The 13,884-nt window shown below is 37.4% G+C and carries 8 protein-coding genes; 6 read left to right on the forward strand and 2 right to left on the reverse strand.

Annotated features, from left to right (window positions below; genetic code table 11):
- Positions 1-4 precede the first annotated feature (4 nt).
- The 4 genes from BGC7_RS03220 (at position 5) to BGC7_RS03235 (ending at position 7,165) form a co-directional block, all read left to right on the forward strand.
- Positions 5-2,221 (forward strand): glycoside hydrolase family 32 protein, encoded by a 2,217-nt coding sequence (locus BGC7_RS03220; RefSeq protein WP_050700133.1) that lies wholly within the window; start codon positions 5-7, stop codon positions 2,219-2,221.
- A 12-nt stretch (positions 2,222-2,233) separates the two neighbouring features.
- Positions 2,234-3,397: an MFS transporter gene (locus BGC7_RS03225; RefSeq protein ID WP_050700134.1), complete on the forward strand. Its 1,164-nt coding sequence runs from the start codon at positions 2,234-2,236 to the stop codon at positions 3,395-3,397.
- Positions 3,398-3,437: 40 nt separating this feature from the next.
- Positions 3,438-4,325, forward strand: a complete 888-nt coding sequence (locus tag BGC7_RS03230; protein ID WP_050700135.1) for a carbohydrate kinase family protein — start codon at positions 3,438-3,440, stop codon at positions 4,323-4,325.
- A gap of 92 nt (positions 4,326-4,417) precedes the next feature.
- Positions 4,418-7,165 carry a substrate-binding domain-containing protein gene (locus BGC7_RS03235; RefSeq protein ID WP_050700136.1) on the forward strand — a complete coding sequence of 916 codons (2,748 nt, stop codon included), beginning with the start codon at positions 4,418-4,420 and terminating at the stop codon, positions 7,163-7,165.
- Positions 7,166-7,201: 36 nt separating this feature from the next.
- On the opposite strand, the gene BGC7_RS03240 is transcribed toward BGC7_RS03235, so the two are convergent.
- On the reverse strand, positions 7,202-7,570 hold the full coding sequence (locus tag BGC7_RS03240; RefSeq protein ID WP_050700137.1) for a DUF1801 domain-containing protein: 369 nt from the start codon (positions 7,568-7,570) through the stop codon (positions 7,202-7,204).
- A 384-nt stretch (positions 7,571-7,954) separates the two neighbouring features.
- On the opposite strand from BGC7_RS03240, the gene BGC7_RS03245 reads away from it, so the two are divergent.
- Positions 7,955-8,278: a hypothetical protein gene (locus BGC7_RS03245; RefSeq protein WP_050700138.1), complete on the forward strand. Its 324-nt coding sequence runs from the start codon at positions 7,955-7,957 to the stop codon at positions 8,276-8,278.
- Positions 8,279-8,366: 88 nt separating this feature from the next.
- Here BGC7_RS03245 and BGC7_RS03250 read toward each other — a convergent pair whose 3' ends face one another.
- The gene (locus BGC7_RS03250) at positions 8,367-9,431 is read right to left on the reverse strand and encodes a linear amide C-N hydrolase (protein ID WP_050700139.1); all 1,065 of its coding nucleotides are present in this window, start codon (positions 9,429-9,431) and stop codon (positions 8,367-8,369) included.
- 267 nt (positions 9,432-9,698) lie between these two features.
- Between BGC7_RS03250 and BGC7_RS03255 the strand changes: the two genes are divergently transcribed.
- Complete coding sequence (locus BGC7_RS03255; RefSeq protein WP_199318972.1) at positions 9,699-13,766, forward strand: hybrid sensor histidine kinase/response regulator transcription factor; 4,068 nt, start codon at positions 9,699-9,701, stop codon at positions 13,764-13,766.
- Positions 13,767-13,884: the final 118 nt, after the last annotated feature.

Below are 13,884 nucleotides of genomic sequence, written 5' to 3' on the forward strand. Positions count from 1 at the left end.
ATAGATGAACAAAAAACAAATAATCTGTAATGCCATTTTAGCCCTTGTTCTCATTGGCTGTACGACAAAATCAGATATAACAATCGAAGACTTTGAGTCGGGTACGTTCGACGGATGGACTGTCGAGGGCGATGCTTTTGGAGCTACTCCTGCTACAGGCGGCTATCAGGGGCAACAAAATGTAGAAGGATTTTCAGGAAAATTCCTTGCTAATAGTTTCAATGGAGGTGACGATTCGCGGGGTACACTGATCTCGAAAGAATTTACAATAGAGCGTGATTACATCAATTTCCTTATCGGCGGAGGCATGCACGAAGATACTTACATCGAGCTTGTTGTAGATGGCAAAAGCGTTTACAAGTCTCGTTCTGTTGTAGAATCCGAAACACTGCAATGGATGACATGGGATGTAAGAGAAAGTAAGGGCAAAAGTGCCATTATTCGTATTGTTGATAATCAACGTGGCGGATGGGGGCATATCCTTGTCGATCAGATAGAGCAAAGTAATACTGAAAAGAGTGTTTTTATGGTAGATCACAAACTGGTGTTTGAGGCAGACAAGAAATATATCTTAGTGCCAATAGACGACGATGCACCCGAGTCTTTAATAACTCTTGATGTAGATGGAGCCGTTGTAGGAGTTCCGATGTATATCAGGGTTGCACAAACCGAAAAAATCGGTTATTGGGTTCCTATCGACATCGAAAAATATAAAGGGAAAAAAGTTACTCTGACTTTTGCACATGCAAAGAAAACAGACAAACATCTCAACGATATAAAGCAATCCGATACATTCAATTTCAATTACAATGAAGCGTATCGCCCGTCGTATCATCATACCCCTCAATACGGATGGATGAACGATCCCAATGGAATGGTCTACCTCGATGGCGAATATCATTTGTTTTATCAATACAACCCTTATGGTTCGAGATGGGCAAACATGCATTGGGGGCATAGTGTAAGCAAAGACCTCAAAAAATGGGAGTATCTGCCTGTCGCATTAGCTCCCGACTCGCTGGGCGCAATATTTTCGGGTAGTGCTGTTATAGACAAAAACAACACAGCAGGCTTTGGGCGAGATGCCATGATAGCAATATACACATCGGCAGGAAAGTCTCAAACACAGTCTATTGCATATAGCACCGACAAAGGACGTACCTTTACCAAATACGAACATAACCCTGTCTTATCAGACCCGAATATCGCAGACTTTCGCGACCCGAAAGTATTCTGGCACGATGCTTCGAGACAGTGGATAATGTCTTTGGCTACATCTCAAACAATAACATTCTATGGTTCTGCAAACCTTAAAGAATGGAACAAACTCAGCGAATTTGGAAAAGGACTAGGCTCGCATGAGGGTGTTTGGGAATGCCCCGACTTATTTCCTCTTAGTTATAATGGTCAGACCAAGTGGGTGCTATTTGTAAGCATCAATCCCGGAGGACCTAACGGAGGTAGTGCAACTCAGTATTTCATCGGTAGCTTCGATGGCAAAACCTTCAAGGCCGATGACATGGACTATCCGTTGTGGCTCGATTATGGCCGGGATAACTATGCAGGCGTTACATGGAGTAATGTACCCGCCAAAGACGGGCGTCATTTGTTTATCGGATGGATGAACAACTGGGATTATGCAAACTCTGTTCCTCCTGTCGATTTCTCAAGTGCAAATACGTTGATCCGTGAGTTGAAATTAGTACACAACGGCAAGTATTTGGTTGTAGCCAATCCTCCCATTTCCGAAACGACAGATATGAGAAGAGACGGAGAAAAACTTGAAAACAAGCAAGTGGAGAAAACATATACAATCGAAAAATTGCTAAAAGATAATCAGGGTACTTATGAAATTGAGTTTACCGTAAAACCTAAAAATGAGAACAGTTTTGAATTTAAGCTGGTTAACATCAAAGGTGAAAATATCCGTTTCGTTTTCGACCTGAAGAAAAACATCCTTTCGGTTGACAGATCAAAAAGCGGAATTATTGATTTCAGCGCCAACTTTGCACAGGCAATGATCAATGCTCCTCTTGTAACAAAAGCAGCTTATAAGATAAGACTGTTTGTAGACAAGTCGTCTACCGAACTGTTTGTCAACGATGGAGAAGTGGTGCAGACCAATCAGGTTTTCCCTACCGAAGTTTATAACTCTTTGACCTTCGATGTTAATGACGGCTCAATCAGTGTGGAAGATATCAATATCTATAATTTTAAATAATAACAATCTGTTATGAAACAAAAAAGTATATACGCAAGCCTGTTGCCCGTTATGTTGGCATTCTTCTGTATGGGGTTTGTCGACCTTGTAGGCACTGCATCCAACTACGTAAAAGCCGACTTGGTGCTGAGCGATACAGAAGCCAATATATTCCCTTCAATGGTTTTCTTTTGGTTCCTGTTATTCTCTGTGCCTACAGGTGTACTGATGGGGAAAATAGGGCGACGCAAGACTGTAATAGCCAGTCTTGTTGTCACTGTTCTATCGCTGGTTATACCTATTGTCGAATACTCATACACTTCCATGCTTGTTTCCTTCTCGTTGCTGGGAATAGGCAATACATTGATGCAAGTGTCGCTCAATCCTCTGTTGTCAAGTATCGTTAAAGGAGACAAGCTAGCCAGCTCACTCACCTTCGGACAATTTGTGAAAGCAATAGCTTCCTTCATAGCCCCCATTATAATGGCACGGGCTGCACTCTCGTTCGAAAACTGGCGGCTTCTATTTCCTCTGTTTATGATAATAGCAATCATCGCTATCGTATGGCTTGGATTTACATCGATACAAGAAGAAAAAGAAGATAGCAAAAATGCTTCGTTCAAAGAATGTTTTGCCTTGTTAGGCAACAAATTTGTACTGCTTTGCTTCCTTGGAATAATGTGCCATGTGGGCATTGACGTAGGTGTAAATGTTACAGCACCCAAAATATTGATGGAACGTCTGGGTATTAGTCTGCAAGATGCAACTTACTCCACCAGCGTTTATTTCCTGTTCCGCACTATCGGATGTTTTAGTGGAGCACTCATCTTGGCTCGCTTTTCACCTAAAAAATTCTTTGGCATCAGCGTTATCTGTATGATCTTGGCTATGATCGGCTTCTTTGCATTCGACAGTAAAATAGCGCTGTATACAGCTATTGCTTTGGTTGGTTTTGGCAACTCGAACGTATTCTCTATCATCTTCTCGCAAGCCCTGTTGCAAAATCCGGATAAGAAAAATGAAGTTTCGGGACTTATGATTATGGGACTTTTTGGAGGAACAATATTCCCATTTTTCATGGGACTGGCTACCGATTCTCTGGCTTCACAGGCAGGAGCATTGGCAGTTATGAGCATAGGTGTTGTTTATCTGTTGTTCATGTCGTTCAAGCTAAAAGGAAATACTGCAAACGCATAGTATAAATTAAGAAAACAAGAAAAACATATAAAAGTACAAGATGAAAAATATTGTTGTAGGATTAGGAGAAATTCTTTGGGATGTATTTCCCGAACGAAAAGTCTTGGGAGGAGCACCGGCTAACTTTGCCTATCATGTGTCTCAATTCGGATTTAATGGTTATACAGTAAGTGCTATCGGTGAAGACCTTTTGGGCAAAGAGATTTTATCGAGTCTGGAAGATAAAAAGCTCAACTATCTGATAGAGACGACTGACTATCCGACAGGTACAGTGCAAGTATCTCTGAATAAATCAGGAGTGCCACAATACGAAATTTGTGAAAATGTGGCTTGGGATAATATCCCTTTCACAGCCCGTACCGAAAATCTGGCAAAGAATACTCAAACAGTATGCTTTGGATCTTTGGCTCAGCGAAGTGCCGTTTCGCGCGAAACGATACGTAAGTTTCTAGCTGCTATGCCCGAAGATAGCCTGAAAATATTCGATATCAACCTGCGCTTAGACTATTATACGAAAGAAATCATAGAAGAGTCATTGCAGATGGCTAATATGATGAAAATAAACGATGAGGAGGTGATTAAAATAGCAAATTTATTTGGCTGGGATGGAGAAGAACAGGATATATGCAGAAAGCTTCTCGAGAAATACAATCTGAATATTCTTATTCTTACTAAAGGGACTGAAGGCAGTTTTGTGTTTACACCTCGCCAAACATCGTATCAGCCAACACCTAAAGTACATGTTGCAGATACAGTTGGTGCAGGAGATTCGTTCACAGCTGCATTTATAGCAGCTTATCTGCATGGCCAACGGATCGAGGATGCTCATCAGCTGGCAGTAGAGGTCTCAGCATATGTTTGCCTGCAACATGGAGCTATGCCGAAACTACCCGATGCTTATTTAGAATTATTTCGCAACGGAGGTTGATCTATAAATTATAATACAGTTAAAAGAGCACTATTATATCCGTATGTGATAGTGCTTTTATATATTTGTTACCTTTTGTAAAATCTGATGACATGAAACTTAAGACTTTGCTTTATCTTCTTCTCCTACTTTGTTTATTGTCCTGCAAACAAGATAAAAAAGTACGGTACACAATCGGAGTATCGCAATGTAGCGACGATTTGTGGCGAGAAACAATGAACAAAGAAATGCAACGTGAAATCGGTTTTTATAAAGATGTGAACATTATTATAAAAAGCGTAAAGGACGACACAAAAAAGCAAATAGAAGATATAGAATGGCTTATAGAACAGAAAGTGGATCTATTAATTATTTCCCCAAACGAATCTACTGCCTTTACTCCGGTAATACAAAAAGCTTACAAAAGCGGTATTCCCGTTATATTAGTAGACAGGAAAATAGATACCGACGATTATACAGCCTATGTAGGAGCCGATAACTATCAGATAGGAAAAGAAGTAGGACTTTATGCTGCCGGAATACTAAATGGAAAAGGAAATATTATAGAGATGCGCGGCTGGAACGGATCCACATCCGATGCCGAGCGTCACGCAGGATTTATAGATGGTCTGAGAAACTATCCTAATATACAGATTATAGCCGAAGCACGGGGAAACTTTCTGAAAGAAGAAGCAAAAAATCAGATGGCTAATGTTTTACGCGAATACGATAAGATCGACCTCATATTTGCAATGAATGATCCTATGGCAACAGGTGTATATGAGGCAACATTGAAATACAATGGAAAAAAACCATTCATAATCGGGGTAGATGCATTGACAGGAGAAGGCGGCGGAGTAGAAAATATACAAAACAACATTCAAGATGCTTCTTTCATATATCCCACAGGAGGCGACAAGGTTGTAGACTTGGCAATGAAGATATTGACAGGCAAGCCTTTCCAAAGAGAGAATACTCTATACACCACAGTTGTGGATAAGAGTAATGTGCGGGTACTGCAATTGCAAACAGAACAGGTAGCAGAACAACAAGCCAAAATAGATACCATAAATTCATCATTGAACGATAGCCTGACCAGATACTCGAACCAAAAGACATTGTTCTATATTTCCATTATTGCAATTATACTTGTCAGTTTTTTTCTCCTCGTTTCTTTCTATGCCTATCGTGCTAAAAGCAGAGCTAACAAGCTGCTCGAACAGCAAAACAATGAAATAAAACGTCAGGCAGAAGAACTTCAGGAACAGAAAGAACAGCTACTTTCTATATCGCAACAACTGGAAGAAGCCACACATTCCAAGTTAGTATTCTTCACAAATATATCTCACGAATTTAAGACTCCCCTATCCCTTATTTTAGGTCCGGTAGATTCTTTATTAAACGATACAAGGCCAACCAAAGAACAACAGGAACTACTTACCTTAATCAAGAAAAACAGTAATCGGTTGCTATACCTTATTTCCGAGATAATTGAGTTTAGGAGTTACGAAAATGGTAAAATGAAGGTACATTTTACTAAAGGCAACTTAAAGACTTTCATAGAAGAAATAAATCCTCTGTTTAGTGAATGGATAAAGAGAAAGCGTGTCAATTTTAGCTTTATGCCGGATGGCAATATCTTCGATGTGGATTTTGACAAAGAGAAGGTGGAAAAGATATATTTCAACCTGATATCCAATGCTCTCAAGTTTGTAAATACTTCGGGAGAAATAAAAGTAGAGCTAAAAAAAGAAATAATGCCCGAAGGCATTTTTGCCCAGATATCAGTATTCAATTCGGGGTCTTATATCCCACCCCAGATGCTCAATAATGTTTTCGACCGTTTCTACAAGGTAGATCAAAGCGGAGAAGGAACAGGAATCGGGCTATCGCTAAGTGCAACCCTTATTGATGCTCATGGGGGTAAGATCAATGTTGTGAGCGAAGAAGGTACAGGTACTACGTTTTACGTATCACTTCCGTTTGCACAAAATGAAGTAACTCCGTCGACCTCCTACGAGTCGGGATATATAGAAGCCCGTTTGGAACTGGAGGCCGAACCATCGGATACCCATCTGCAAGCATCATCTGCCTTCGATGAAGACAAACCTTTGGTACTTATTGTAGAAGACAATCCGGACATGCGTAAATTTATACAACATGTTTTAAGCAAAGAATACAATATTATAGAGTCGGAAGATGGAGCAGACGGACTCATCAAAGCCAAGAAATATATTCCCGATATTATTATAAGTGATGTAATGATGCCGGAGAAAGATGGATTCGAGTTGTGCCTTTCGCTAAAAGAGAACATCTCGACCAGTCATATTCCTATTATACTACTCACGGCGTGTTCGTTGGACGAACAAAAGTCGGTAGGGTTCGAAAACGGAGCAGATGCTTATATTCCTAAACCTTTCAATGCGCATTTGCTGAAGATACGAGTTCGCAAACTTATCGAAAACCGTCAGAAGATAAAAGAAGCATTTGGCAGCAATCTGATCAACGACACAAAAAAAGAATCGCTGGGAGAAATAGAGCAGAACTTTATCAATGATTTTCAGAAATATGTAGAAAAATATATATCCAATTCGGAGTTGAATGTAGATGAACTTGCCGAACATTTAAAACTGTCACGCTCACAGTTATATCGAAAAATTAAGTCTCTTACCAATTATTCGCCAAACGAATTGATAAGAATTATAAGGCTAAAGTATGCCAAACAATTGTTAAACGGGAAAACAAAATCAATATCGGAAATTGCCTATGAAACCGGCTTCTCTTCGCCTGCCTATTTTGCTAAATGCTTTAAAGATACTTACGGTGAAAGCCCAACCGAATATGTGGAAAAAATAGAATGAAAAAGAATCTTTCAGACTATACAGCTATGTAACAAATCACTTTTTCAGACTTATTACATTGTCTCTATATAAATCTAAAGCTGTATTTAATATTTCGCTTATCAGCTCAACAGGCAGATCTTCGTTTGAATCGACTCTCAGTATCTTCATCCGCGAACGAGTTCCTTTTTCCAATTCAGGGAAATTTAAAAGATTGCCTTCAACCATCAGAATATAAGGCTCATTGGTTTTATTATCAGTCCACAGATAGCAAAACATCTTCTTCTTATAACAAAAGCAAGGCATCCCATATTTTATGGTTTCGGATACATTGACATCTTGTGACAAAATAAGGTGTCTCAGTGCCAATAGACAACCTCTGTGAGGTTCTTCTTTTTCAATATAAAAATCATCAAGGCTCTGCATAGTAATTTTGTGTAAAGATAAATTATAGAAGATAATTATAACAGCCCATAATCCGTATTTGGTACTATCGCATTTGTAAATTTAAGAAAAACATGAGAATTTTCACTTACTAAACACATACTTTCCTATTACATTCTTTTTCCACATCCTACAAATGTCCCCATGTACAGAAGAAAGGTTATATCTAAATATTCTGACTTTATTCTTATCATTGCTATACTATCAGTAATAACAGCTTTTTATTATTTGGCTATCTCTGAAGAATATTATACTGAACCTGAAATAAAATATATTGTAAGAGGACTACCTTTTCGAACTCATTAACCTTTTTATTTTTATTTGACTTAATTATCTTTATTTATTATATTTGGTAAAAAAACAACTATGAAAAAATATATTCTTCTATTGGCAATTGCTCTAATATCTTCTTCGTGCGCTGTATTCTACGGGGATAACTATAATAACAGCAGCAAAATACAAAAGATACATCTTGGTATGACTAAACAAGAAGTATTTCAAATAATGGGTAATAAATATATTATAGAGTCTACCTCACAAGAAGAAGATGGGTTGTTGGAAGTTTTCAAATTTTATTCAGTTTCGGATGTACCATATCTATTACACTTCCTTAACGGCGAACTAATTTTATTTAATAGATTCTATCCTCCTCATATACAAGAACAAAAAGTTATAATAAAAAAAGAATAAGTATTTTATTCTCTTTCTCCTAAAAAAGAAAAGAGACAGCTGCTTGCTATCTCTTTTTTGTTATCTCTAAAGCTGAAAGGAGGCTGAATTATATACCTTGAAATTTGAATGGCTCTGTTTCAACAAACAAACTTGAAGTTTCTCCACCATAGATTTGATTTTCATCTAAAGCCAGCTTCTTTACTTTTCCATTTTTACCGAAATCTAATTTCTTCAGATCAACCCAAATCGCATTCGGACTAAGAGCATCTTCGAAATAATACACCAGATTTTTCTGATCAGAAACTACTCTCCACCGTGTTGTAGACAGATTAGGAAAACCTTCGGTAGAAATACCGTAAGGCACCGAACATTGTCTGATAACGCTGAAGGCTCCGGCCAATGCAATTCTGGTATCGTCAGTTTGAGGTATTGCTTTGATATAGTAAGATGCTCTTACAAATCTGTCAGCAGCCCTGTTTGTTCCAGGAAGAAATATATTGCCCGGAATACCTTTCCAATATTCGTTTATAGCTAACTGTTCTTCAAAGATAGGATCGTTAGTCATTACTGTATAAGAAGGGTCGTGATGAATTACCAGCTTTTCGTTTATATATTCCAATATAGCGTTATCGCCACTGGCATCGGATAGAGATAGATGAACAGTAGTAAACTTGTCTGTTCCCGGAATAAAATCTGTAACCACAACAAATTCTTCTTTACTAAATTGCTCTACAGCTTCAGCCACTGTTGCAAAGTTGTCCAACGCATACTGTGCCCAAAGGGAGACTGCTAAGCCTTTCTTCCCGTCTTTACTATCTTTCTTAAAGTCAGGATACTTTGAGCTTACAAGCCAAAGCATATTGGCTACAAGCCCTTTTTCATTCATTCCGTCCGATATTGCAATATCCCAAGAGCTTGTTGTCATACTTCCGTATTTAGAAGTCCACTTCATAGTATTTTTACCGGTGCTGCCATCTCGATCCATCCCTTTTGGAAACAACCATAGGTTAGAAGGAATAGGTATTGTAAAATCCATACTCCGTGCAGTAAGAATTGTGTTATTGGGACCTTTATAGACCACTCTTGTGCAAGCTTCGGCTCTGTAAGATGAAGAAAGTAATGTCGTTAAGATAATTAATAGACATACGGTCAGTTTGGTAGTTTTTTTCATATTAACAAGAATTAATAAATAAGTTTAAAGGTATAATAATATTAAATTAAAATCAGGCATTTATTGCAGAAAATAGATGTTCAAATTGTTTTTTATTAATTATATTCTTTATAACGTTTTTAACCATAGATTTGCTCATTATTTAATCAATTATCTGCAATATTTTTTGCAGCTTCAATCGGAATAGATTAGAGTACAGTAAATAAGCAGAAAAAAATCTCTTGTCATTTATACTCTTACATAAACGATTATTCTTAATTTTGATTTATGGTTAGGAAAAACATTAAGATAAGCGAAACACTCAGTATTATAATTATTCTATTTTTTATTGGGATTTCAGAAATACATTCTCAATATACTTTTCGTCATTGGGATATAGTAGATGGTTTATCTGACAACCAAATAAGAAATTTCACCATGACTCCCGACGGGCGCATAGCCATACGCACTGTCTCTATTCTTAATATATATAATGGTGCTACCTTCGAGCATTTCTATCATGATAGGAGGAAAGACTATAAATGGGACTTTAACAGATATCAGATTTTTAAAGAATATCACGATGCAGAGGGACGTATGTGGATGAAGGCTCCAGGATATTTGTCTTTATTTGATCTGAAAACGAACAAATTCATTTATGATATTGACCACGAGTTGAAAGTATTCGGTATCAACCAAAAACTTAAAAACCTATTTATAGATCAAAGTGAAAATTATTGGTTTCTTACAGAAGATAACTCTTTCTATTTATATGATATTCGCAAAAAAGAATTGATAAAAATAGAAGATGCAAATGACAGCTCTTTCTCTAAGTATGGAGTTCCATGCGAACTTGCACAATATAAGAATCTTTACTATATTATATATTCAAGTGGGATACTCCGTTGCTGGGATTCCGCTTCAGGTGAATTTACGATTCAGGATACTTCTTTTGTCGGCAAAATATCGGATACTACAGATCGGCTAAATATTATACCAACATCATCCGGAGATTTATGGCTGATGTACAATAATGCTGTTTGCTACTACAACCGGACTGAAAATAAGTGGAAAGAAGTTGCAACAATAAAAGGCGTCTCCAATTTTTTTACCTGCATGGATTTAGATAAAGATGAAAATGTATGGGTTGGCACTTCCTGGTCGGGTTTACGAAAAATAAATGGAAAAAGTCATGCCATCGAAGTTATATCAGGGTTGAGGCTTAGCAATGGAGGTATCTTGAATAACGATATACAATGTTTGTATATTGACGACAACAACGGTCTATGGGTGGGTACATTATGGCAGGGTGTATGTTATTACAATCCCAGTATGTATAAGTTCGGGTTGATACAAACAATCAGCAATGAAACTTTAATCACCAACGAATCGATACGCTGCCTCATAGAAGATAATAATGGAGATATACTTATAGGTACAACCTCTCATGGACTCAAACGCTACAATCCTGCATCAGGAAAAATATCCAATGCTTTTGCAGGAATCCTGTCAGACGATTTATGCCTCTCATTGTATCACGACCGAAAAAACCGATTGTGGGTAGGGACATATCTAAACGGTTTCTATTGCATAGATGGCAGTAATATAAAAATATACAACAAGTCATCTTCCAATATGGAGCTATACCCTAATCAGAATATATCGAGAGCCATATACGAAGATCCTACAGGTCGCTTCTGGGTAAGCGTAGCCAATGAAGGAGTTGGAGAGTTAAATCTCGAAACAGGCAAAATATTAATGCTCAAGGACAGGCATCCGGAAATAAACTTTCACAAAATAGACTATAGCTTTTATCCGATAAATAACAATACCTTTGCTGTATACGGCGAAAATGGTATTTACTATTACGATACCAAAAACGATAAAATATTCATACCCGAAATAGACGATCCTGAAAACCTCAAATATGCAGGGCCTAATGTCAGATATTATTATATCTATAAAGATAATAAAGGTTTAGAGTGGTTTGGAACAGAGCAAGGTATACGTATTTGGGACGACAAGAGAAAAAAAGTATATATTATTGATGTAAGCAATGGTCTGTCAAACAATTCTGTTTCGGCAATAGAAGAAGATGAAAATGGCATATATTGGGTATCGACAGTAAATAGCATAGCAAAAATTGAAATAAAGGAAACTTCCGGCGATTATGAGTTTTCCGTAGTAAACTTTGGACAGGAAGATGGCCTACAAAGTGGAAAGTTTTACGATCGCTCCTCGTTGAAGTCTCGTAAAGGAGTTCTTTATTTTGGTGGACATCATGGAATAAATTGGCTGAAACCAGATAAAATACATTATAATACGAATAAAAACAAACCTGTATTTACAGCTTTCTATCTGTTTAATAATCTAGTAAAAAATGAAGTTGAATATAACGGGCATACTATACTCAGATATCCGATAAATAATACGACTGAGATACAGCTTAAACATACAGAAAACTCGATCTCGTTCCAGTTTGCAGGGCTCAACTATGTTAATCCGTCTCACACTTATTATCGGTACAAATTAGAAAATTACGATAAAGAATGGACAGAAATAGAAACTTCGGGTGGAGGAAGTGCATCTTATACCAATTTGCATCCGGGAGAATACAAATTGATTGTTTATACTGCAAATAATGACAAAATATGGGGAGATGTACCTGCCGAGATGGTTATTACCATTAAACCACCATTCTGGGCAACTATCTATGCCTATATTCTTTACACTATATTAGTCAGCATTGCGATCGTATTTATATTTAGATACTTAAACAAAAGAAGGTTACAAAAGCAACTGGAGCAGGAAATATTGGAACGCAACAGGCAAAAGGAAGAGCTGGATCAAATGAAGTTTAGGTTTTTCACTAATATAAGCCATGAGTTTCGCACGCCTCTAACGTTGATTATGACTCCGCTGAATACTCTGATACAACAATCGGAAAATCCCCTGAAAGATAAGTTAAGATCTATCTACAGAAACGCTAATAGCATGCTGGATCTGATTAATCAGTTATTAGATTTCCGTAAATTAGAAATGGGTGGAGAAAAACTGAGATTAAATAACGCTAATTTTATAGAATTTGTAAAATATGTCTATTCATCATTCAAAGAAACAACAGTAAACCGCAACATTGATTTTATTATAGAAAGCGAGTGTTCCGAATTATATATGTATTTTGATAAATCCAAAATGCAGAAAATTCTGAACAACTTATATTCCAATGCTCTTAAATTTACACCCGACCGAGGCTTTATATCTACTAACATCAGGCTGGTACAGCAAGACGGTAGAGAGTTTGTGTCTGTTGACATTGCGGATACAGGATGTGGCATCGACGAAAAAGATCTTGAATTTATTTTTCATCGCTTCTATCAGAGTCATTCAGAGAATCTGGCTGGAGCAAGCTCGGGTATAGGCTTGCACTTGGTAAAAGAATATGTATCGCTACACGAAGGTAAAATTTCGGTTAACAGCAAGAAGGGAGAAGGCAGCATCTTTTCTCTGCTCTTGCCTACAGACCTGAGAGGAGACAAAATAGAAGAAACAGAATCGCACCCATCAGGTATTGAAATCACTCATGACTATACAGAACGGAAAACAGTATTGATAGTAGAAGACAATACAGAATTTCGACATTTTTTGGTAGAGCAACTGAGTAACAAATTCAATATCCTGCAAGCCGACGATGGCGAAAAAGGAGAAGAGTTAGCCATTCAGAAATCGCCGGATCTGATTATTTCAGATCTGATGATGCCAAAGGTAGATGGCTTAGAACTTTGTACCCGTACCAAAAGTAATATTCAGACTTCACATATACCATTTATTCTTCTCACAGCACGAATATCTGATGAGGCACGAATAGACAGCTACAAGGCCGGAGCAGACTCATACATATCCAAACCCTTCAACCTGGAAGTATTGTTGGCAAGAATAGATATGCTCTTTGAACAACTGGAAAAAAGAAAAGAAGCATTTCATAAGACAATAGAAATATCTCCGAGCAGTATTACAATAACATCCTTAGATGAGGAGTTTGTAAAAAAAGCAGTAAAATTTGTTGAAGATAATATCGACAACACAGAATATTCAGTTAATCAACTGAGCTACGACTTAGCCATGAGCCGTACTCAACTGTATAGAAAATTCCAATCAATAACAGGTTTAACTCCAAACGACTTTATAAGGTCGGTACGATTAAAGCGTGCTGCACAATTATTGAAAGACAGTTCTTACAATATTTCCGAAATATCGGATATGGTAGGTTTTAACTCTATTAAATACTTTAATAAATATTTTAAAGAACAGTTTGATTCTACGCCGACACAATACCGATCTGACAATATAGATTAATAAAGCTCTCTTGTAGTGTAGCTTTCCGGCTGCAATTGGGACAAAATGACCATACATTTGGCATTAATTATCTCAACCCTATAGTATTTTTTAGTCTACTTTTGACTTGTGAAATAAA

The organism is Dysgonomonas sp. BGC7 (assembly GCF_001261735.1).
Taxonomy (GTDB): Bacteria; Bacteroidota; Bacteroidia; order Bacteroidales; family Dysgonomonadaceae; genus Dysgonomonas.